The sequence below is a fragment of the Gilliamella sp. B2838 genome, from assembly GCF_026536185.1.
GTDB lineage: Bacteria > Pseudomonadota > Gammaproteobacteria > Enterobacterales > Orbaceae > Gilliamella.
On the sequence record NZ_JAFNOO010000003.1, the window covers coordinates 97252 to 117474 of the forward strand.

At 37.1% G+C, this 20223-nt stretch carries 29 protein-coding genes; 28 read left to right on the top strand and 1 reads right to left on the bottom strand.

The window, feature by feature from the left end:
• Nucleotide 1: 1 nt before the first annotated feature.
• Nucleotides 2-175: a hypothetical protein gene (locus J3U63_RS04080; protein WP_267370524.1), complete on the top strand. Its 174-nt coding sequence runs from the start codon at nucleotides 2-4 to the stop codon at nucleotides 173-175.
• Between the two features lie 7 nt (nucleotides 176-182).
• Nucleotides 183-542 carry a RusA family crossover junction endodeoxyribonuclease gene (locus J3U63_RS04085; RefSeq protein ID WP_267370526.1) on the top strand — a complete coding sequence of 120 codons (360 nt, stop codon included), beginning with the start codon at nucleotides 183-185 and terminating at the stop codon, nucleotides 540-542.
• 19 nt (nucleotides 543-561) lie between these two features.
• Here J3U63_RS04085 and J3U63_RS04090 read toward each other — a convergent pair whose 3' ends face one another.
• A complete protein-coding gene (locus tag J3U63_RS04090; protein ID WP_267370528.1) occupies nucleotides 562-762 on the bottom strand; it encodes a hypothetical protein in 201 nt (66 codons plus the stop codon).
• Between the two features lie 231 nt (nucleotides 763-993).
• Between J3U63_RS04090 and J3U63_RS04095 the strand changes: the two genes are divergently transcribed.
• From J3U63_RS04095 to J3U63_RS04220, 26 genes are all read left to right on the top strand, one after another.
• Nucleotides 994-1623 carry a hypothetical protein gene (locus J3U63_RS04095; protein WP_267370530.1) on the top strand — a complete coding sequence of 210 codons (630 nt, stop codon included), beginning with the start codon at nucleotides 994-996 and terminating at the stop codon, nucleotides 1621-1623.
• 66 nt (nucleotides 1624-1689) lie between these two features.
• Nucleotides 1690-2550 (top strand): tyrosine-type recombinase/integrase, encoded by an 861-nt coding sequence (locus tag J3U63_RS04100; RefSeq protein ID WP_267370532.1) that lies wholly within the window; start codon nucleotides 1690-1692, stop codon nucleotides 2548-2550.
• On the top strand, nucleotides 2551-2799 hold the full coding sequence (locus J3U63_RS04105) for a hypothetical protein (RefSeq protein ID WP_267370534.1): 249 nt from the start codon (nucleotides 2551-2553) through the stop codon (nucleotides 2797-2799).
• Entirely contained in the window at nucleotides 2792-3004 is a 213-nt protein-coding gene (locus tag J3U63_RS04110; protein WP_267370536.1) for a hypothetical protein, read from the top strand. The genes J3U63_RS04105 and J3U63_RS04110 overlap by 8 nt, the downstream gene beginning before the upstream one ends.
• A 175-nt stretch (nucleotides 3005-3179) precedes the next feature.
• Nucleotides 3180-3977 (top strand): KilA-N domain-containing protein, encoded by a 798-nt coding sequence (locus tag J3U63_RS04115; RefSeq protein ID WP_267370538.1) that lies wholly within the window; start codon nucleotides 3180-3182, stop codon nucleotides 3975-3977.
• A complete protein-coding gene (locus J3U63_RS04120) occupies nucleotides 3977-4996 on the top strand; it encodes a DUF968 domain-containing protein (protein WP_267370540.1) in 1020 nt (339 codons plus the stop codon). Before J3U63_RS04115 ends, J3U63_RS04120 begins: the two co-directional genes overlap by 1 nt.
• A gap of 118 nt (nucleotides 4997-5114) precedes the next feature.
• Nucleotides 5115-5687, top strand: coding sequence for an antitermination protein (locus J3U63_RS04125; protein ID WP_267370542.1), 573 nt, complete (start codon nucleotides 5115-5117; stop codon nucleotides 5685-5687).
• 308 nt (nucleotides 5688-5995) lie between these two features.
• Nucleotides 5996-7072, top strand: a complete 1077-nt coding sequence (locus J3U63_RS04130; protein ID WP_267370544.1) for a DNA-methyltransferase — start codon at nucleotides 5996-5998, stop codon at nucleotides 7070-7072.
• Nucleotides 7073-7286: 214 nt separating this feature from the next.
• Nucleotides 7287-7505, top strand: coding sequence for an HP1 family phage holin (locus J3U63_RS13320; RefSeq protein WP_267370802.1), 219 nt, complete (start codon nucleotides 7287-7289; stop codon nucleotides 7503-7505).
• Entirely contained in the window at nucleotides 7477-7998 is a 522-nt protein-coding gene (locus tag J3U63_RS04140; RefSeq protein ID WP_267370546.1) for a lysozyme, read from the top strand. The genes J3U63_RS13320 and J3U63_RS04140 overlap by 29 nt, the downstream gene beginning before the upstream one ends.
• Nucleotides 7980-8288, top strand: coding sequence for a hypothetical protein (locus J3U63_RS04145; RefSeq protein ID WP_267370548.1), 309 nt, complete (start codon nucleotides 7980-7982; stop codon nucleotides 8286-8288). The genes J3U63_RS04140 and J3U63_RS04145 overlap by 19 nt, the downstream gene beginning before the upstream one ends.
• The gene (locus J3U63_RS04150; protein ID WP_267370550.1) at nucleotides 8278-8463 is read left to right on the top strand and encodes a hypothetical protein; all 186 of its coding nucleotides are present in this window, start codon (nucleotides 8278-8280) and stop codon (nucleotides 8461-8463) included. The genes J3U63_RS04145 and J3U63_RS04150 overlap by 11 nt, the downstream gene beginning before the upstream one ends.
• Nucleotides 8464-9018 (top strand): DUF7338 family protein, encoded by a 555-nt coding sequence (locus J3U63_RS04155; RefSeq protein WP_267370551.1) that lies wholly within the window; start codon nucleotides 8464-8466, stop codon nucleotides 9016-9018.
• Between the two features lie 216 nt (nucleotides 9019-9234).
• The gene (locus J3U63_RS04160) at nucleotides 9235-9816 is read left to right on the top strand and encodes a hypothetical protein (RefSeq protein ID WP_267370552.1); all 582 of its coding nucleotides are present in this window, start codon (nucleotides 9235-9237) and stop codon (nucleotides 9814-9816) included.
• Nucleotides 9817-9818: 2 nt separating this feature from the next.
• Nucleotides 9819-11747 carry a phage terminase large subunit family protein gene (locus J3U63_RS04165; protein ID WP_267370553.1) on the top strand — a complete coding sequence of 643 codons (1929 nt, stop codon included), beginning with the start codon at nucleotides 9819-9821 and terminating at the stop codon, nucleotides 11745-11747.
• A 5-nt stretch (nucleotides 11748-11752) separates the two neighbouring features.
• Nucleotides 11753-11995, top strand: a complete 243-nt coding sequence (locus J3U63_RS04170; RefSeq protein WP_267370555.1) for a DUF6148 family protein — start codon at nucleotides 11753-11755, stop codon at nucleotides 11993-11995.
• A complete protein-coding gene (locus J3U63_RS04175) occupies nucleotides 11995-13587 on the top strand; it encodes a phage portal protein (protein ID WP_267370558.1) in 1593 nt (530 codons plus the stop codon). Before J3U63_RS04170 ends, J3U63_RS04175 begins: the two co-directional genes overlap by 1 nt.
• Nucleotides 13584-15080, top strand: coding sequence for a S49 family peptidase (locus J3U63_RS04180; protein ID WP_267370560.1), 1497 nt, complete (start codon nucleotides 13584-13586; stop codon nucleotides 15078-15080). The genes J3U63_RS04175 and J3U63_RS04180 overlap by 4 nt, the downstream gene beginning before the upstream one ends.
• Nucleotides 15080-15442 (top strand): head decoration protein, encoded by a 363-nt coding sequence (locus J3U63_RS04185; protein WP_267370562.1) that lies wholly within the window; start codon nucleotides 15080-15082, stop codon nucleotides 15440-15442. Before J3U63_RS04180 ends, J3U63_RS04185 begins: the two co-directional genes overlap by 1 nt.
• Nucleotides 15443-15462: 20 nt before the next feature.
• Nucleotides 15463-16506, top strand: a complete 1044-nt coding sequence (locus tag J3U63_RS04190) for a major capsid protein (RefSeq protein WP_267370564.1) — start codon at nucleotides 15463-15465, stop codon at nucleotides 16504-16506.
• Between the two features lie 42 nt (nucleotides 16507-16548).
• Nucleotides 16549-17052 carry a hypothetical protein gene (locus J3U63_RS04195; RefSeq protein ID WP_267370566.1) on the top strand — a complete coding sequence of 168 codons (504 nt, stop codon included), beginning with the start codon at nucleotides 16549-16551 and terminating at the stop codon, nucleotides 17050-17052.
• A complete protein-coding gene (locus tag J3U63_RS04200) occupies nucleotides 17045-17353 on the top strand; it encodes a hypothetical protein (RefSeq protein WP_267370568.1) in 309 nt (102 codons plus the stop codon). Before J3U63_RS04195 ends, J3U63_RS04200 begins: the two co-directional genes overlap by 8 nt.
• Complete coding sequence (locus tag J3U63_RS04205) at nucleotides 17350-17949, top strand: phage tail protein (RefSeq protein ID WP_267370570.1); 600 nt, start codon at nucleotides 17350-17352, stop codon at nucleotides 17947-17949. The genes J3U63_RS04200 and J3U63_RS04205 overlap by 4 nt, the downstream gene beginning before the upstream one ends.
• Nucleotides 17949-18509 carry a hypothetical protein gene (locus J3U63_RS04210; RefSeq protein WP_267370573.1) on the top strand — a complete coding sequence of 187 codons (561 nt, stop codon included), beginning with the start codon at nucleotides 17949-17951 and terminating at the stop codon, nucleotides 18507-18509. Before J3U63_RS04205 ends, J3U63_RS04210 begins: the two co-directional genes overlap by 1 nt.
• Before the next feature lie 8 nt (nucleotides 18510-18517).
• A complete protein-coding gene (locus J3U63_RS04215; protein ID WP_267370574.1) occupies nucleotides 18518-18775 on the top strand; it encodes a hypothetical protein in 258 nt (85 codons plus the stop codon).
• On the top strand, nucleotides 18775-20217 hold the full coding sequence (locus J3U63_RS04220; RefSeq protein ID WP_267370575.1) for a phage tail sheath family protein: 1443 nt from the start codon (nucleotides 18775-18777) through the stop codon (nucleotides 20215-20217). The genes J3U63_RS04215 and J3U63_RS04220 overlap by 1 nt, the downstream gene beginning before the upstream one ends.
• Nucleotides 20218-20223 lie beyond the last annotated feature (6 nt).

A 20223-nucleotide genomic window follows, 5' to 3' on the forward strand; every position in this document is an offset into this window, starting at 1 on the left:
AATGTTGAATATATCAAGTGAACGTATAGAGTTTGAATCCGTCATGCGCAAAAAAGGATGTCCAGATATTCATTTAAGAAAGGACCGAAAAGGTGGGTATTTAAGAAAAAATATGGAATCGGCATTTCAAGGTTGGGTATTAAAAGCATCAACACAACAAAATATAAAAGGGTAAATAGCGAATGATAACTTTTGTTTTGCCATTCCCTCCATCAATGAACACATATTGGCGTAATTTAAATGGAAGAACGTTATTAAGTGCAAAAGGGCGCAAGTACAAGAATGATGTTGCTTATGCCGTTTATGAACAATTAAAAAAGAAGCCGGTACCAATTACTGGTAATGTAGCTGTTAAAATTGAGTTTTACCCACCTAACAACATTCGACGTGATATGGACAATTGCTTTAAGGCTTTGTTTGATTCACTTACAACAGCAAAGGTTTGGTGCGATGATAGTCAAATAAAAAGGATAGAAGCAAAATGGTGTGAACCCACTAAAAATGGTAGCACTATAATATCCATTTTAACGTTAGAAGACTAAAAGCCCTTAATGGGCTTTATCAGCATAGTAAACTTTTTATCTGTTCATATGTTTCAACTACGTTAATTTCTACTTTTTTATCTAATTCTAAATAAACAATTTGCGCATGAACGTCTTTGTCATCAGGATCTGCCATTCGACACACACTAATAATAAATGATGTATTAAAAAGCATTTCTTCGCCGTAGCTTGATGGTGTTAATTCAATAAATTTAGACATTTTGTAATCTCCTTTGTTGTAATATCTTTATAATATATCGGTATTCCGATAATGTCAATGGAATCATTCTTAATTAAAATATTTATTTTAAAAGTGGTAACCAAAAAAATATTTTTAAAAAAATTAAAAAGTAGTATTGACATTATCGGAATACCGATATAATATATGTCACAGAGTTAAGGAACTCAACCGGTGCAGCGGGGACTGCAATTATCGAAGAAGGTAAATATTATGCAAGTTTCTATCAAAAAATCTAATAAAACAATCATTGTAAAAACTCAATTCAATCCAGAATTTTCTCAAAAAGCTGAATCGCTTAATGGCCAATATGATTTCGAATCAAAAATATGGTCTTTTGACATTAGAGCTGAAGATTTAGTAAAAAAAGCGCTACGTGAAGTTTATGGTAATGATGGCTCAGAGACAACATTTGTAGATATCGAAGTTACCGTTATCGGTGATGAAAATCTGCTCGGATATCAAGATGCAGTTTACTTGGCAGGTCGTAGTATTGCTCGAGCGAGAGGTAGAGATTCTGTTGTTACGTTTGGTGATGGTGTTGTGCCAGTAAGTGGTGAAATCAGAGCGGGAGGGTCAACAAAAAACTGGTTGACTGTGATTGAACCCGACGCAGTTTTTAGAATTTTTGATTTACCAGTTGGTGCATTAAAATTTTTAGAAAATAGAGAGGATATTAGTTACAAAATAATAGCTACACACAATATTGAAGCTGAAACAGTTAACAATGACTGCGATGTAGAACAGTTAAGAACTGAAATAAACAACTTAAAGCAACAAGCATTAAGTATTGCAAAACAGTTGGAAAATTTAACAACTAAATTAGTTGAATTTTCAAAATAGTTAAACTTTTAACACTGGTAACACTGGCTCGGCAGGCTCCGAGCTTCTAGACAAAGAGAGGATTTTATGGCAACAATTAGTGTTAATGAATGGTTAGATCAATTTATTAAAATTCAAAAGCAACGTGATATAACATTTAGAACAGTTCAAGAGAAAATTTACATTGCGAATTTCATACGAAAAAAAATAGGTAATCGTCCAATGGATATTATTAGAACGCTTGATCTGTTTATAATTATAGATGAGGTTTGGCAACAAAAAAAACAAAATAAAGCGGTTAGAACATATTTATTTATAAAACAGAGTTTTCATACGGCATGGTCGAGAGGTGTTATTGAAAATAATCCCGCCGCAAGACTTGAACGACCGATCTGCAAAGTTAAGCGTGAACGTCTTGAACTTGATGAATTTCTAAAAATTTTGAAAATCGCAAAATTGTGTGCGCCCGAATATCTTTATATTGGAATGCTAACAGCATTGGTAACTGGACGTCGGCCCTGCGAAGTTGTTAATATAACTATGGACGATATTGAAAACGACTATTTGAATGTCAGAACAGCTAAAAGCGGTGTGATTGTATCTATGCCGCTTGATTTGAAACTTGAAGCAATCGGAACATCAATTCGCGATTTGTTTGTTATGACTAGAGGTAAAAAATACTTGGTTGAAAGAGAGCGGAGAAATGCAAAAGTCTCATCGCATTCATTGACAACTTGGTTTTCAAAAATGCGAGAAGCCGCAGGAATTTTTGCAAATGATGGGCGATTGGCTCCGTCGTTTTATGAAATTAGATCTCTATCTGCGTTGTTGTATAATGAACAAGGTTTAAATATTAATAATTTGCTAGGTCATAGATCTTTGGGGTCAACTAAAATCTATACAGATCGACGAGGTAAAGGTGTTATTAAGTATATTGTGGGGAATTAAATGTACAGAGTTTATGTAATTAAACAAATTAAAAAAGGCACTAGCCACGTTCTTGTTGATACACGAACGAACACAAATAGTTTTAATGTCGCGAAAGCGGCATTTTTTGATTTACTTAATATTGATTTCGATAATCGACATTTGCTGTTGATGACAAAAAATAATAAACAGATTAATGCATATCGTTATCAATCGAAAATGGGCGAACGTGACTATTTTAACGAAAGCATGGAGTTAAAAGATGACTGAAAAAAAAAGTCGAAGTGATTCACAAAAAAAAGCAGATACTGTATATGAAAAAAAAAGATTAGCTTCATTAAAAATGTTTGGCGCTCGCTTTAATAGTGAAGAGCTTGAACTAATAAAAAAAGCTGTTGATGTTACAGGTTCCAATCACGATATGATTTTAAACGGAGCGAAATTAATTTTAAATTCAAATAAAACGCGGTATTGAGTATTACTAGTATGAGCCAGATAAACTACAACTAAAATTATGGAGTTTTATTGCATTAATTTTATCTATTGTATATATTAACAGTTGTCAGAGTGCAGACTGACATATTGCGAAAAGGTACTTAACCATTGCAGAGGTTAAGTTTTAAAAGAGTGGAGTAATAGGAGTATTCTGAATGAATCAATTAATTTCTATTGATGGTGTTTTTATCCGACAAGATCAAGATAAGTTTTATTCTTTAAATGATTTGCATAAAGCAGCTATTGCTGCTGGTAAAGCAAATGAATCACAAAGGCCATCAGAATTTTTAAAATCTAAGAGCGCTCAATCATTTGTTCAAAGTGTAAGCGATGCGATAAATGTCGCATCGGTTAAAACTTATAAAGGTGGTATTTTTCAAGGAACTTATGGTCATGAGCTTGTTGCTATTCGATATGCGGCATGGATAGACTCTGCTTTTGAAGTTAAAGTGTATCAAATTTTTAGAGATAACATCGCTACAAAACAAATATCAGTCACTGATAATGTTAATGCTGGTATATCGATTTTGGAGTCATCTGCAAAACTATTGAATCTTTCTAATTCCTCTAAATTACAAGCATATCAACAGTTGCAAAAGTTCGCTGGATTACCAAATCTATTACCAAGTTATGCAGTAGATGCACCAAGTGACTTTATTGACGGTTCTAGCCGACCATCATTTTCTTTAACACATTTACTACAAAAGTATGAGGTATCACTTAAAACAACTGTCGCTTATGCAATATTAAAGGACCTAGGTATAGTTGTACGAAATAAACGGAAAAGCATAAAAACGGGTGAATATAAAGAGTTTTGGTCAATAACACCTTATGGCCTAATGTATGGTAAAAATTTAACATCACCAAATAATCAAAGAGAAACACAACCTCATTTTTATGAAAGCCGGTTTAAAGAGCTTTTAAAATTGATGCAAAACACCAAAGCTGCATAATGAAAGCAATACTAACACCACACTATCAGCCTGAACTTGGGCTTATTATTTTTAAACCTGGTACTGAGTTATTAAAGAAACTGAGTAATGGTAGTCGTATTATAATTTCTCAAGCACAGGACGAACATGCAGGAATCAAATCCGGCATTCTTCAAAATAACCAGCCATTATTAAATAATGAATATATAGATCCATTTATTTTACATGACACTGTAGTTAGTAAATTGAAGAAATTATATAGTTTTGACATATGGCTAAATAGTCGATTTAATTGTCAGCTTGAAGATGGAGAATATTGTCATCATGAGTTTGTTAATGAAAAAATAGGAAATTCAGCAATACACATATGTTGGCATCACAATAAAGATTTAGTTATTGACGATAGAATAAAAACTATCGCTTATAGAAATTTAAAATCATTTCTTATTGATTGCATTATTAAAGAGTTGAAACTTGGAAATAATCATCAACTAACAATACAAGAGTTGGCGTGGTGGTCTGTCATTAATAATCTATATGAATACATACCAGAGAATATGGCTAGATTATTACATAATCGCCCGATTGAACAAATACCGTCGGTTTATAAAGAATCTGATTTAATTGCGAGTGATGATCGTTCTGGTCCTCGACTAAAAAATCAAATTAACAGTGTATATCAACAACTGCATAATTTAGAAAAGACAATCAAAAAAATAACAGTTGACCCAGAATCGCCAGAATCTTTTATGTTGCGACCGAAGATGAAGCGCTGGGAATCTGAAAAATATATACAATGGGTTAAAAATCAACCTTGCGTTTGTTGTGGTAAACAAGCAGATGATCCACACCATATAATTGGACACGGACAAGGTAAAATGGGCGGAAAAGCACATGATATATTTACAATACCGCTTTGCAGGAAACATCATAATGAATTACATCAGAATGTAGAAATCTGGGAACAGAAATACGGTTCACAGTTACTTTTATTATTTCGCTTTTTAGATCGTGCGTTCGGAATGTGTGTCATTTCTTGATTTGGACTTCTTTACGTATAGATGGCTAATTGGTATAATAATGGCATTGTGGAGTGTAAGCAATAAACAGAGTGCAGACTGTTATATTGTGAACCAATTATCATTTGGTGGGAGTCGTATGATATTAGAATATGCCATTACTATGGTTGATCCAAAATCCGTCAATTTATTATTTACTGCATCAACTACTAAAGGTCAATTTACTAAATCAGATGTGATGGCTGCTCTTGGTATCTTGCAATCAAGATGTCCATTCGGGTTAAGCTTAACATTAGCTAAGTATCAAAAAGATAAAAGTTCAAGAGAACGAGCATTATCAATATTGAAGCAAGAATGCAACGCTTCAATTCCATATTATGTTAGAAAAAAATCAGCAAAAAAATTAAATATCGTAATACATACAATATGTAATTTAGTAATAAATGATTATAGCAGAACCGCAGATACAGTCATTTTACCGTGTAGGTGTCGTGGACGTGGATTAGTTAACGGCAATGTATGTAGTAGGTGCAATGGGAACGGTATAAGAAAAATTTCATCAGCTAAAATATACAATTTGATGATTCGTATTTTAGATATAGAGAAAACAGCTTGGGTCAGGTATTGGAAGCCATTTTATGATGAACTTATTGCTAAATGTGAAGTGGCAGAATCAGAAGCAGCAAAAGAATTTAAAAAAATCACTGATTAACTATTGACCAAAGTGCATTATTTTGGCAAACTACTCTCTAATGATGGAATAAATCACCATTTTTTTAATAAGCCACTATCTAGTGGCTTTTTTATTGCCTAAATTATGGCGAGAAGATATAAACATCGCACTCCACATTGTTAGCTCACGTTGTTTATATCACTGCAACTCGCCACCTCTTTTTATGTGAGATGGGGGACTGATACATGCGGACACATGCATCAGACATTAATACCCATTCCCAGGTCATGAGTATCAACCGAGCCCCAGCCGATCGGCGGAGCATATTCTACAGGACTACTGTGAAAATGACCAACAAAAAAAGCGATCAAATTCAAATAGATAAATTAACTTTGATACATGATGATTGTCGAAATGTATTAAAATCTTTACCGGACAATCATATAGATTTAATTTTAACAGATCCCCCGTATTTCAAAGTCAAATCGAATCGATGGGATAATCAATGGAAAACAGCAGACGATTATCTGGGTTGGTTAGATGATATATTTGCTGAATTCTGGAGAGTTTTAAAACCAAACGGTTCGTTATATGTTTTTTGCGGACCAAAACTAGCTGCTGAAACTGAAATATTAATCAAACAACGATTTAATGTATTGAATCACATAGTTTGGTCTAAACCGAATGGCACATGGTTACGACAGCATAAAGAGTCATTGCGAACGTATTGTACATCAAATGAACGGATTATTTTTGCCGAACATTATGGCGCAGAGGGTTCTTTTAAAGCTCAAAATGGATATGCATTTAAATGTGCGGATTTAAGACAATCTGTATTTGCTCCACTGATTGAATATTTCAAAAATGCGCGTGAAAAATTAGGTGTTTCAGCTGCTGATATTAATAAAGCTACTGGCACACAAATGTGTTCACATTGGTTTAGTTACAGCCAATGGCAATTACCAAACGAAAAACAATATCAGGCATTGCAAGATTTGTTTAACCGGATAGCTAAAGAAAAGCATGAAAATAACCAGTTGAATATTAGTCATAATGATTTAACTGATGACTATAAACATTTACGTGAAAATTATATAGTTTTAATTAAACAATATGAAGATTTAAAAAAAGAATTTGAACACCTCCGTCGGCCGTTTCATGTAACGAAAGATGTTCCCTACACTGACGTTTGGACATATAAACCAGTTTCTTATTATCCTGGTAAGCATCCCTGTGAAAAACCATCAAGTATGATTGAAGATATCATAAATGCTAGCTCACGAGAGGATGACCTTGTTGCTGATTTTTTTATGGGATCCGGTTCAACATTGAAAGCTACTAAAAAATTGAATCGCCGTGGTTTGGGGGTTGAGTTTGAAGAGGAGACATTTTTAAAAACTGTTAGGGATGTTTCTGAGTATTGAAAATTTTAATTACTCCATTCCTCTTCTGTTAGGCTCCCTATCTATTAATTTAGGATGGTTTCTTATTGCTATTTCTGATAAAGGAAAAGCGTGTCATATCAAATCAGTAAAAAATTATAACAAATTGGCACGCGCATAATTAAAATTTAGCTGTACGCGTCTATTCTTTCAACAGCCTCACACACAAAGGAGGCACATTATGAATATAAACAAAATGGATAATAATAAAACATCAATATTTACATACATATGTGGGTGGTTTGTTATGTATCTCGGATCACTGTCACTTAATGACTGGGCTGTTATTGTCGGTATGTTTGCAACAATCTTCGGTTTTATCATAACGTGGTACTACAAACATCAAGAGTTCAAGCTTAAAAAGCAAAATTTACTAAGTAATAAAAATGGCAATCAAAAAAAGAATCGCAAATAGTGCTATATGCTCAGTAGCGGTAATTATCAGCATTGTATTAGCTAATTACTCATCTGAAATCCGAACTAGCAAAGCGGGGCTGGAAATAATTGGTAATGCTGAATCGTGCATCAGAGAGCCATATTTATGTCCTGCAAATGTGTTAACAGTTGGCATAGGGTCAACCACGGGCAACATAGAAAACAGATATTATTCTGACGACGAAATAGCACAACGTTGGGTTGACGATATAAAAACAGCTGAGCGTTGTGTTAATCGTTACGCTAAGGGTTTTCACCTGCCACAATCTGTTTTTGATGCAGTAACATCAATTACATTTAATGTTGGGTGCGCAAAAATTCGCACATCTACAATGTATAAATATTTAAACACTGGTGACTACAAAGCCGCTTGTAATGAGTTCCCTCGTTGGAACAAAGCAGGCGGTAAAGAACTAAATGGGCTTGTAATCCGACGCGAAAAGGAAAAGGCATTATGTCTAAGTGGAATATAGCTCTTGTCGGTGCATTATTATTTGTTAGTTATTTTTCATTCAACTGCTGGCAGGATGAAAAAATTGCTAAAGAAAAAGTTACAACTCTAACCGATCAAATCGATCAGTTAAATAAAAACATCGACAAAAACAATCAAATCATAGCACAACGAGAGCAAGAAAAATCTCAGGACGCTATCTCAATAAAACAACTTCATGAGCAAATGAAAAATGCGCTTAAAAACAATCAATGTGCTAATGAGTATATGCCTGACAACGTTATTAATTGGATGCGGGTCGGTGAAAACTGAGTACGTTTATCAATGCAATATACCAGCATCACTAACACAACAAAACAATGCTCCTTATGTCGGTAAAAAAATCACTTGGGGTCAATGTCCAATTTTATACTCTGAGTTATTAAATGAGCTGAAGCAGTGTAATGCGGATAAACAGGCTATCAAACAAATTACCGAAGGAAAATAAATGAATACAGCATTTAATTATTTTAGCTGGCTACCACTGGCTCTCGCAGATTTATTCGTAACAACACTAGCTATTTTTATTGTGCCATTTGTTGTCCCGTTTGCTAAAAACGAACATTTACCGAAATATTTTAGATGGTTAGAAACGTATGACAACCCGATAACTGGCGAGCCATCTCACTGGGAACGGTGGAAATGGGTTAGAAATTTATTGGGTTATAAATTGGGTCTGTATTTTCAAACTGTCGGATGGCTGTGGCGCAACAAAGCATACAATTATAGTTATTATGTGAGTGGGCGAGAAATATACCCTGAGTATAAATGCTATGGAAATGCGCACGTAGGTAATAACAAGAATGAAACTGGTTTTAACTTAGTATTAGCAGACAACGCCTGGTGTCTGTTTGCATTATTGCCATTTTTCAAAATAGGGAAATATCAAATTTGTTGGCGCATTTATCTCGGCTGGAAAATTAAAAGCCGTTCGCTATCCCAAAATAAATCAGGACGCGCTATGCTTGCCATATTTGTTGGTTTCAGAGTTGAAAAATTTTGATGGGGACACGTTCCCACCCCCCTCTTAGGTACTTCCGTCGGGGGGGGTCTATTGCGGGGGCTTGCGCCTCCCGAGATTTATATATTTTTTAAAATTTTTTAGGGTTTACAAAATAGTGACAAAGTGACAGAGGTTTTATTTATGCTTTATTTTTCAATAAATTATAAGTGAAAATTTTGTCACTTTTATTTTTTGATATTATTGGCGTGAGACAAAATGAGTGACAAACGTGACAATTTGGTTTCAGCATCAGAGTTATCCCGACAATCCGGTGTAACAAAGCAAACAATATCAAGAAAAATTAAAAGTAGAATTCTACAACCAGTTGAATACACAGCTAGCGGACGCCCTCTATTTGATTTGGATTCATCATTAAAAATACTAGATGAACAGCAATCATTTGATGATGATAAATCAAATCAGCAATTGTTATTAAATAAAGGTGGACGACCGAAATCTGTTGTTTCTGATGATGAACAATCTAACACTAATCAGCCTAACGATGATGTAATTCGTTTTAATCGTGCTCGAGCAGACAAAGCGGTTTATCAAGCGCAGCTGGTTCAAATTGAAGTCGAAGAAAAACTTAGAACAGTTGTATCTACTGAATCAGTAAGGCAGCAGGGGGCAGAGCTGGGTTCTGTTTTAATTAATGCATTAACAAATTTACCGGATAGATTGTCTGACGAACTAGCCACAATTGATGATTCACGCGAAATACACAAATTATTAACGTCCGAAATTAATATGATGATTATTGATATACGAAAACAACTCGGAGCAGTGGAGATTGAATAATAGTGAATTCGTTGCATATAGCGAATCATTCATTAATTGATGGATTTTGCGCAACGTTTCAGCCAATTCCAACATTGACAGTTAGTGAGTGGGCAGCTAGATATAGAGTATTACCTAAATCGGGAAGTAGCTCTCCGGGACCATGGCGAAATGAAAAAACGCCATTTTTAGTTGAGATTATGGACGTACTATCGCCATCATATCCGTGTCGTGAGGTGGTTTTCGCCAAAGGTTCGCAGATCGGGGCATCTGAATCTGGCCTAAATTGGATTATGTATCAAATAGATGTTTCGCCTGGTCCAATGCTCGCAGTTCAGCCAACGAACAAGGCGGTTGAGAGATGGAGCAAACAGCGAGTAGGTCCATCATTAAAGCAGTGTTCTAAAATATCAAATAAAATGTTTTGGGGTGACGGTAATACTATTTATCAAAAAGAATATATCGGTGGAACCCTGATTTTAACTGGTGCTAATAGTCCTGCTGATCTAGCCTCTATGCCTATAGCTAATATCTATTTTGATGAAGTTGATAGGTATCCAGCCGAAGCAGGTGAAGAGGGTGATCCTATAGGTCTGGCTCTTCGACGTATGTCAACTTTTTCAAGAGGAAAAGCATTTTATTCATCCACACCAACGGTTCTAGGTGCATCTAAAGTTTGGTCGTTATTTTTAGAGAGCGATCAGCGCTACTTTTATGTTCCATGTCCGCATTGCAATGAATTTCAAACAATAGAATTTGAGCGATTAAGTTGGCCAAAAGGTGAACCTGAAAAAGCTGCTCTTGCATGTTTACATTGCGGTTCGTTAATTTACGAACATAGCAAAACAAAAATGCTGGCAGCGGGTTATTGGAAACAGCACAATCAAGGGCATCATCGTGTTGGTTTTCATTTGTCTTCATTGTATTCACCTGTAGGGTGGCTATCTTGGACCGAAATAGCTCGGATGTTTGAAGAAATTTCGGACGATGTCGAGATGATAAAAGTTTTTACAAACACAATTTTGGGGCTGCCATACGAAGAAAGCGGAGAACAAATTGCAGCAGAATATCTACTTCGTCGTCGTGAAACTTACGAGGCAGATATTCCAGACGGTGTTTATTATCTAACATTGGCTATTGACGTGCAGCAGGACTGGTTAGCGTACGAGATTTGTGGTTGGGGGATTGATGAGGAGTCGTGGGGTATCGAATATGGAGAATTGCACGGTGATTTATCCGTTCTGACAAACAACGATGAAAGTAGGCCGTCAATATGGGAACAGGTCGATCATCTTCGCAGATCAGTTTATAAACGCAAAGACGGTTCAGAACTTAGGATCGCATGTACAGTTATTGACTCCGGTGGTTGGTGGACTGATGAGGTTTATGCATACACAAAACCACTAAATAAATTTAGGGTGTATGCAGTTAAAGGGGCGTCAACATTTGATAGACCGCTGTTGTCCAAACCCTCACGCAACACAAAAAACAAATGTAAATTATTTGTTTTAGGGGTTAGCCAGGGAAAAATTTTAGTTCAAAAACGACTAAAAAAAGACACTCCGTCTGCCGGTTATTGTCATTTTTCTGATGATGAAAGTCGAGGTTATGATGCGCAATATTATGCAGGTCTAACGAGTGAAAAATTAACAATCAATGTAAAAAAAGGGAAGCTAGTACGAGAATGGATAAAGCCGAAAGGCGTTGCTAACGAACCTTTTGATTTACGTGTTTATGCTACAGCTGCTATTCGAATATTAAACCCCGACTGGAAGCGGATAGCAAAACGTTCTAATTATGTGAAACGTTCAAACATGAGTGCAACAGTTGAAACGCCACCGGCATATGCCGCAGCTGATCCTCAGGTACCAATCGTTTCAAATAATCAGAAATCAAACAGTAAAATTAAACTCCGAAGCGTGAAAAAACGAGGAGGAATATCTATAGGTTAAACTGTATGTCACAAATAGATTTATCATCAATGACCCCAAAACAAGTCGCATCTCATATGTTTAATCTGTATTTGAATGCAGAAACCGCTATCTTGTCTGGCGCTCAGTCATATTCAATTTCTGGTAAAACTCTCACTCGTGCAAATTTAGCCGACATAGTTAAACAGCGCAAATATTGGGAAAACAAACTAGCAGCATTAAACGGGAAGAGCGCCCGAAAATTTCGAACAGTTCTAGCGAGGCACTAATGCGATTAATTGAAAAAGCAATTTCTGTTATTTCCCCAGCATGGGCTGCAAAAAGAGAAGCCAATTTGCTCAAAATTCAAGCTGGGACATATGCTAGAAATATTATTCGCGGTGGTAATTCGTATACTGGCGCAACGAATAAACGTTCGATGCAGAACTGGGCAACGAATAACAATGACGCTAATAGCGCGACGTTAAATGATTTACCTATTTTACGTGAGCGATGCCGAGATCTGTATAACAACACGCCAGCAGCCCGTGGTGCGATTAGTACAATTAATACTAATGTTATCGGTACGGGTTTGATTTTAAGATCAACACCAGACATTGATGTGCTTGGTATTACTGACGAAGAAGCGCAAGAACTTTCAGATACAATTGAACGAGAGTTTCTATTGTGGGCTAATAGCCAATTGAGTTGTGATTACACGCGAAAATTGAATTTTAATGAGATTCAAAGATTAGTTAGTGTGTCTCAGCAAATTTCTGGTGATGTTTTTGTGTTGATGCCGTGGGTTAATAGAAAAGGTTCTATTTATGATCTAAAGCTTCAATTAATTGAAGCTGATCGTATTTGTAATCCGAATGACCTGCCGGATGATAAAAACATTGCAGGGGGTATTGAATATGATGACGATGGTATTCCCGTTGCTATTTATATCAGAACACCTCACCCCGGTAATATGTTAGATCTCAGTGCTCCGACATGGGAACGAGTTGAGTATTATGGAGCTAAAACTGGCAGACGTAATGTTCTGCATGTCATGGAACATGAGCGAATAGATCAGGCTCGCGGTGTTCCGATTTTGGCTCCCGTTATAGAAACAATAAAACAAATATCGAAATACAGTGAAGCAGAGATAGCTGCAGCTGTTGTTAATGCTGTTTTAGCTGTTTTTATAAAACGTCCTGTTCCCGATGATTCTACGCCTGTAGATTACGGTGACGATGATGAAGAAAAGCCATGGGAAAACACAGATTATCAATTGGGTTCAGGTACCTGGATTGATGGTGCTCCCGGTGAAGAGCTGCAAGTTGTCAATGCTGCACGTCCGAGCAATCAATTCGATCCGTTTTTTCTCGCAACAATGAAACAAGTTGGGATGGCTCTCGAACTTCCATTTGAAATTCTTATTAAACACTTTTCATCCAGTTATAGCGCATCTAGAGCTGCGTTATTAGAGGCGTGGAAAATGTTTAGGGTTAAACGAAGTTTTATTATTAGTAATTTTTGCCAGCCAGCATACGAGGAGTTTCTTACAGAAGCGGTTATTAAAGGGCGGGTAAATGCACCAGGATTTTTATCGGATCCGGCTATTCGAGCAGCATATTGTGCTGCTCAATGGGTTGGCCCAACACCAGGACAACTTGATCCAGGTAAAGAATATGAAGCAGCCAATAAAGCTGTCGAATATGGATTTAGTTCACGAACAAGAGCCACCGCTGAGTTAAATGGGCAGGATTTTGAAAGTGTTATTAAAGAGAAATCTCGCGAAGAAGCATTAATGCGTAAGTTCAATGTTAATTTAAACACCTCTACATTTCAGCCTATAGCACAACAATATAATAACGAGGATGATAATGAAACGTGAAAAATAGAAAACAACTATGTCATCGGGTGTTATCGTTTATAAGTAACACTCCGTGGGCGATAATGCCAACCGCTCTCAGCAAAATCATCTCAATCGCAAATCGCAGTTACTCAGATCCTCAGCTGGTTGCAGCAATTAAATCAGAACAGAAATTATCAGTCATTGACTCTAATGATAATACTGATATTGCTGTTATTGACGTTATCGGTTCTATATTCACTCGTGCGAATATGTTTACTGAAATCTGTGATGCTGTAGCAATTAATGAGCTAGAAATTGAGTTAGATAAGGCTCTTTATGACGATTCAATAAAAGCGATTGTTTTGCGGATTGACTCGCCAGGAGGCGAAGTTACTGGAATACATGAATTTGCAAATTATTTAGATGAAGCGTGCGAAATCAAACCGATTGTTGCGTACGTACACGGAATGGCGTGTTCAGCAGCATATTGGATAGCGTCAGCAACAAGTCGTATTTATGCAGATAAAACAGCAACGCTGGGTAGTATCGGTGTTGTTGCTGCTTGGACTGATGATAGCAAAGCTCGAACAGCAGCAGGTTTAACTGATTACGAAGTTGTTTCATCACAATCACCAAATAAACGCCTGGATCCAACACAGGACGATGGTCGTGCTGAGTTACAAAAACACATAGATGGATTAGCAGACATATTTATCGATGACGTTGCAGAATTTCGAGATGTTACGCGAGATAAAGTTCTGGCCGATTTTGGGCGGGGCGGGACTTTCTTAGCCGAAGAAGCTGTAAAGAGAGGTCTGGCAGATGAAATCAGCAGTTATCGAGATGTAATAGCAAAACTATCAACAGAAAATACTAACAATATTAATGGAGTACCTAATATGGGTGTTAAAGCAAAACGAGATAAACAAAACTTTTCGTTGAAAGCGTCTGGCCGAGCGTCAGAAGACGACGAATTAGATAAACAAGGCGCGGATGATATTGAAGATGATCGTCAATCAGCTGATGAAAGTGAAAAAGATTTAGATGCTGAAGAAGACGAAGACGACTTAGCTGAAGATGACGATGACGATAAGCTCGACGAATCAGCAGAAGATGATAATGTCGAAGATGAAAAAAAAGACGATGACGAGGAGAGTCCAGCAGCTAAAAAAGCAATTAATGCGCTAGCTCGTAAACAGCCAAATCTTTATCGTGCAATCATTAAACGCGGTGCTCGTCGCGAACGAAACAGAATCGCTAGTATCGACGATTTGAACATCGTCGGCCATAACAAACTAATTCGTAGTGCTAAATATTATCAGCAATTAACAGCCGAACAAACATCGTATGCTGTTCTGAGAGCTGAACAACAGCAACGTTCAAAACTATCTGATGATTATGCGTCAGATGCTAGTTATAGAGTACCAACATCTACTGCTATTACCGATCATGATAGTAAAGTAGTAGCAAAAAAATCATTTTTAGAAAATGTTGCAGCTGGTGCTAGAGCCGTTATAAAGGGGAAAAAATAATGGAATTTTTAGATAAATTTAAACCGAATAATCTGGTCGCTGGTTATAAACATCAAACAACTGAACAAGTTAAACTCGCAGCAGGATTAATTTACCCCATGGGGGCAGTATTAGCTAAAAATCAATCAGGTGAATGCGTATTAGTTGATAGTTCAACTAATGCAAATGTTGTGTATGGCATTTTAGCTCACGAGGTTGATGCAACAGCCGGCATTGCGGGAGGCGTTGTTTATCTAACGGGTGAATTCAACAAACGCGCATTAATTTTTGGTGGTAACGATACTGTTGAACAACATATTGATACAGCAAGAAAACTGGGTTTGTTTTTTGTTGACACGTCGCCAGCCCCTAAACATGAATAATAAAATAAGGATTTTAGTTAATGTCAAAACTCAATATTTATGAACCTCGAATGCTCGTTGCAGCACTTGAACAATGTCATGCCCCAAAACGATTTTTGTTAGACACATTTTTTTCAAGTATCAAAACGTTTGATACTAAAACAGTTGATATCGATATCAAACAGGGTGATCGAGATATCGCTGCATATGTACACCCATTAGAAAAAGGGCGTCTTGTTGAAGATGCCGGTTTTGAAACAAGAACCGTTTCACCGTGTTACTCTAAAGAAATTAAGGTTATTCGCCCGAACGATACTGTCACTCGATTATTCGGCGAGGACTATTCGGCTCCGTTGTCACCCGTTCAACGAGAACAGCGTCTACTAGGTCAAGGGTTAATGCATTTAGATGATCGTTTGGTTCGACTTGAGGAGGTCATGGCGTCGCAGGCTCTTGTGAATGGTTCTGTTTATGTAAAAGGGCACACCAATGATTTTAAAATTGATTTGGGTTATACACTCGGTCGTCAACTCGTAACCCTCTCAGGTGATCGCTGCTGGGATAAAAAAGGTGATCCTATGTATGATTTGGACGACTGGTCAGACAGAATAGCGGAACGATCTGGAATGGCTCCAACAATTATAATTTCGGGTAAAAAAGCGCTGCGTGCTATTATTGATAATGAAAAAGTTAAAGAACGTTTGGATATTCGAAATTATCATCTCGGTGAGATTAATATTGCTCAGCAACAAGCTCAGGCTGATCAAGGCGTAATTTTCCATGGTTGTTTAGCTCCGTCAAACATTCCTATTTATACATACAGCGAAAAATATCGAAATCCAGTTACCGGACAAGTTGAATCATTAATTCCTGATGATGTTGTTCTTATTGGTTGTAAATCAGCCGGATGTCAAATGTTATACGGTATGATTCAAAATTTAAACTCTCTCGACGCGATGCCACGTTTTCCATTCTCATGGGTAGAGCAGGATGGCAGCGCTCGTTATGTTCAATTAGAGTCAGCACCACTGCCCAACCTCTATCAAGTTGATGCATTTATTAGTGCACGAGTATTGTCTAATTAGCAAATTTAAAGTGGGGACGTGACCCCACTTTTAAGGATTTTTATGTCTAAAAAATATATAAAATTAATTGGTCCCGTTTTTCATAATAATGAAGAATATCCTGCTGATACAGTTTTAGCTATACCCGAATGTATTACTGAGGCAGAGGCCGACAGATTAATTCGTCTTGGAGTAGCAGAAGTTTACGCGTCGTTCGTTACAGAGAATAGTAATCCAGCAAATCAAAATAATTCAAATTCGGTTCTGTCAGTAGCTGAAATGACAAAATCGCAGTGCGCAGCAGAATTAACTGCTGCCGGTGTTAGTTTTGCAAAAGGCGCAAAAATCGCTGAATTACAACAGTTAGTTTCTGATTATCGTAATTCATTATTAGAAAAATCTAATGATGCAGACGAATCAGACGATGATGATTTAGATATCAATTCACTATCTCGCGAACAGCTCGAATTAGAATTGACAGCTCGTGCAATTGAATTCACAGCAGAACAATCTGACGATGAATTACGTCAATTGTTGATTGATGATGAATCTGATAACGATGAGTGATTTTAAACAACAGTTACAGCTCGATAATGCAAATGTATTTTTTAACAAAAATGAGTTTGCATTTTCTATTCAGTGGAACGGTTATCCGTTAACCGTTGTTGACGAAACACCAACTGAGTCAACACAGTTCACACACGGTATTGAATCAGAAACCGTTATTTATCGTTGTGATATTAACTCATTGTCGCCTGCGCCGACATCGCGCGAACGCGTTAACATCGACGGACAGATGTGGCGAGTTGCATCAGTTCAAACGCTAACAAATGATTTAGTTATTCGATTAGAGCGATTAACGTCATGATAACGATGAAAATTGACGCTGGTCAGTCACGAATTAGCAGTTCAGTTTTAAAAAAACTAGGTGATAAGGCTGACAAAGTGGTTGCCGATGCGACTAATCGCGCATTAGCTGGTATGCGCACAGACGGTACAAAGCTGATAGTCAAAGAAAGTGGAATAGTCAGGAAAAAGGTTTTTTCGTCATTCACCGTCATCAAAGCCAGTTCGTCAGGGCAAACGCATAATGCACGTGTCGAAATAACTGGTAATCCTATTGGTTTAGCTAAATTTAAATACAAATTTAAAAAACCAAAAAACAGTAAAAAGGGGCTGTCTCCTGGTAGTTTATCGGTCAGTTTGGGTCAAAAAACTATTACGTTTCAGCATGCATTTGTTGCGACGATGAAATCGGGACATGTCGGAATTTTTGAACGACAACGGGGTGTTTTAACGTCATCTGGACGTGAAAAACTGCAGGAATTGTTTGGGCCGTCAATACCTCAATTTGCCGGTCGGAAACATATCACTGATACTGTTCAGTTTAAGGCACAAGAACGGTTTGCGACACGATTTAATCAACAAATGGAACGATGGCTCAATAAAACGGGGGCTAGATAATGTCATCATATTTATTAATCGACGAATTAAAAACACGATTAAATGACGAGCTTGACGAGTGGTATCTGGAGCATCCGACTGGCAATCAATTACATCGAGCTAAACCCAATATCATGATTGGCCAACTTCCACCCAAAACAGGTTCAATGCCCACAAACGCTGGAACTCAACAAAAAACCGACAGCGATGTGCCATTTATTTTAATTCGTCCGCTAGAAATTTCGTTATCTAACGATGAGCCATGCCTGCAAATTATTAACATTGCAATTATTTGCGGTATTCATGTTTCAGATAGTTACGAAAAATACGAACGTGGAATCGAAGAGGTCGTTAATTTAATGGATAGAATTACGCTATTTATTAAAAAATATCAATTTTGGGGTAAAAATTATTTTTATCACGATGATGAAATTAAATCTACATTTGGTTTACCGAAATCTATTGACCCATACGAAGCCGGTCTGCAGTCTGATGCGCCGTATTTTGCTGCTGTTGCTCTCACTACGTTTCAGCGAAAAATTAGCGTTCCTAAAACTGAACTAAATCAAACATTTTCATAGAGGTTTTTATGTCTCAAAAAATTTATCTGGGTCCGACAATGTCAGGCCAAGGCATCACTATAACTACAGGTTCTATATTTAACGGCTCAACACCGCCAGAAATCGCAACACGGCAACAGAGCGATGCCAATTTTGCAGCATTGTTTGTTTCTATTGATGACGTGGCAGAGTCTAGAACAGGTATTCGCAACGGTAATACATTTTTAGCAGAGTGCTATAAAAATGTTTATCAGAATTATATTAATGGTAAAAAAGGAGTTAACTAATGGCGTTTTATCACGGCGTTGAAGTTCAGCAAATACCGACTTCAATTATTCCCGCTCGACAAATTTCTGCGTCAATTCCAGTTTTTATCGGTTGCGCTCCAATTCATCGTTTATCAGATCAATCACGCGCAGCTAAAAACGGTGATGTCGTTTTATGTCATAACAATGCTGCTGCTGTACGTGCACTGGGTTACACACAAAACGATGATTTTGAAAAATGGGGGTTATCTGAGGCAGCATATACTATGTTTGTTTTATATGCGTGTGCACCTGTTGTGTTTATCAATATATTTGATCCGGCTGTTCATAAAAAAGCGGTTACTGACGAATCTGTCGCATTAAGTAACGAAACAGGTCAGTTAGCTAACAGTGATTTAATTCAATGTGTTTTAACAACGTCAGACGGTTTAGAATGTGTTGACGGTGTTGACTATTCGTTAAATAAAATCACCGGTAAAATTAGTGTATCAAAAACAGGTCGATTAAAAACAGCAACATCTATCAACGCAACATATACATATGCAGCGCCGGAATTGGTCACCGTAAATGAATGCATTGGTGGTGTTGATTTTAACACAGGCAAAACAACCGGTATTCAGCTCGTCGATCGTGTATTTTCTCAGTATAGAGTCCTACCTGGTATTATTTGTGCACCCGGTTTCAGTGATAACCCGTCTGTTGCTGCAATAATGGCTACAAAATCAGGGTCGATTAACGGTATTTTTAGAGCCGTTGCTGTTGCTGATTTACCTCCGTCATTGACTGATTATTCTCGTGTTCCTGAATACAAAATAAAAAATAATCTAGTTCAGGAGGATTTAATAGTTTGTTGGCCACGAGCGGTTTTTAATAATCAAATTATCAGATTATCAACATTATGCGCAGGTGTTATTGCTGACACTGACGCTAATCACGATGATGTGCCGTATGCGAGTCCGTCGAATAAATTATTGCAAATGCAAGCAGCAACGGCTGACAACGTTAATGAGCTGTGGCTCGAACTAGACGAGGCAAATTATTTAAATTCAAACGGGATTGTTACAGCGTTGAATTTTATTGGCGGATGGAAATTGTGGGGAAATCGCACTGCGTGTTTTCCTGATGTTACAGATATTAAAGACACGATGATCTCTAATCGCCGAATGTTCGGCTGGTACGGTAATCAACTCATTTTGACGTGGTGGCAAAAAGTGGACGAACCGATTGGTCACAGACTCGCTCAAACAATCATGAACAGTGAGCAAATTAATCTAAATAGCTACACAGCTAAAGGCTACATACTCGGAGGACGTATCGAGTTTTTAGAGAGCGAGAACAGTACATTAGATTTGATGGACGGAATGGTTCAATTTCATATCAACTGGGGTACGCAGTCTCCTGCAGAGCGTATTAAATTTAGTCTCGAGTATGATCCAGACTATCTCTCAACATTATTTGGGTAATTCAAA

Bases quoted from the DNA above. Each gene is read 5' to 3' on its own strand.
- J3U63_RS04100 (WP_267370532.1), top strand. From the start codon at position 1,690: ATGGCAACAATTAGTGTTAATGAATGGTTAGATCAATTTATTAAAATT.
- J3U63_RS04140 (WP_267370546.1), top strand. From the start codon at position 7,477: ATGGCAATCAAAAAAAGAATCGCAAATAGTGCTATATGCTCAGTAGCG.
- J3U63_RS04105 (WP_267370534.1), top strand. From the start codon at position 2,551: ATGTACAGAGTTTATGTAATTAAACAAATTAAAAAAGGCACTAGCCAC.
- J3U63_RS04080 (WP_267370524.1), top strand. From the start codon at position 2: ATGTTGAATATATCAAGTGAACGTATAGAGTTTGAATCCGTCATGCGC.
- J3U63_RS04110 (WP_267370536.1), top strand. From the start codon at position 2,792: ATGACTGAAAAAAAAAGTCGAAGTGATTCACAAAAAAAAGCAGATACT.
- J3U63_RS04220 (WP_267370575.1), top strand. From the start codon at position 18,775: ATGGCGTTTTATCACGGCGTTGAAGTTCAGCAAATACCGACTTCAATT.
- J3U63_RS04210 (WP_267370573.1), top strand. From the start codon at position 17,949: ATGTCATCATATTTATTAATCGACGAATTAAAAACACGATTAAATGAC.
- J3U63_RS04200 (WP_267370568.1), top strand. From the start codon at position 17,045: ATGAGTGATTTTAAACAACAGTTACAGCTCGATAATGCAAATGTATTT.
- J3U63_RS04115 (WP_267370538.1), top strand. From the start codon at position 3,180: ATGAATCAATTAATTTCTATTGATGGTGTTTTTATCCGACAAGATCAA.
- J3U63_RS04175 (WP_267370558.1), top strand. From the start codon at position 11,995: ATGCGATTAATTGAAAAAGCAATTTCTGTTATTTCCCCAGCATGGGCT.
- J3U63_RS04120 (WP_267370540.1), top strand. From the start codon at position 3,977: ATGAAAGCAATACTAACACCACACTATCAGCCTGAACTTGGGCTTATT.
- J3U63_RS04090 (WP_267370528.1), bottom strand. From the start codon at position 762: ATGTCTAAATTTATTGAATTAACACCATCAAGCTACGGCGAAGAAATG.
- J3U63_RS04085 (WP_267370526.1), top strand. From the start codon at position 183: ATGATAACTTTTGTTTTGCCATTCCCTCCATCAATGAACACATATTGG.
- J3U63_RS04185 (WP_267370562.1), top strand. From the start codon at position 15,080: ATGGAATTTTTAGATAAATTTAAACCGAATAATCTGGTCGCTGGTTAT.
- J3U63_RS04155 (WP_267370551.1), top strand. From the start codon at position 8,464: ATGAATACAGCATTTAATTATTTTAGCTGGCTACCACTGGCTCTCGCA.
- J3U63_RS04205 (WP_267370570.1), top strand. From the start codon at position 17,350: ATGATAACGATGAAAATTGACGCTGGTCAGTCACGAATTAGCAGTTCA.
- J3U63_RS04095 (WP_267370530.1), top strand. From the start codon at position 994: ATGCAAGTTTCTATCAAAAAATCTAATAAAACAATCATTGTAAAAACT.
- J3U63_RS04215 (WP_267370574.1), top strand. From the start codon at position 18,518: ATGTCTCAAAAAATTTATCTGGGTCCGACAATGTCAGGCCAAGGCATC.
- J3U63_RS04125 (WP_267370542.1), top strand. From the start codon at position 5,115: ATGATATTAGAATATGCCATTACTATGGTTGATCCAAAATCCGTCAAT.
- J3U63_RS13320 (WP_267370802.1), top strand. From the start codon at position 7,287: ATGGATAATAATAAAACATCAATATTTACATACATATGTGGGTGGTTT.
- J3U63_RS04160 (WP_267370552.1), top strand. From the start codon at position 9,235: ATGAGTGACAAACGTGACAATTTGGTTTCAGCATCAGAGTTATCCCGA.
- J3U63_RS04130 (WP_267370544.1), top strand. From the start codon at position 5,996: ATGACCAACAAAAAAAGCGATCAAATTCAAATAGATAAATTAACTTTG.
- J3U63_RS04145 (WP_267370548.1), top strand. From the start codon at position 7,980: ATGTCTAAGTGGAATATAGCTCTTGTCGGTGCATTATTATTTGTTAGT.
- J3U63_RS04170 (WP_267370555.1), top strand. From the start codon at position 11,753: ATGTCACAAATAGATTTATCATCAATGACCCCAAAACAAGTCGCATCT.
- J3U63_RS04190 (WP_267370564.1), top strand. From the start codon at position 15,463: ATGTCAAAACTCAATATTTATGAACCTCGAATGCTCGTTGCAGCACTT.
- J3U63_RS04195 (WP_267370566.1), top strand. From the start codon at position 16,549: ATGTCTAAAAAATATATAAAATTAATTGGTCCCGTTTTTCATAATAAT.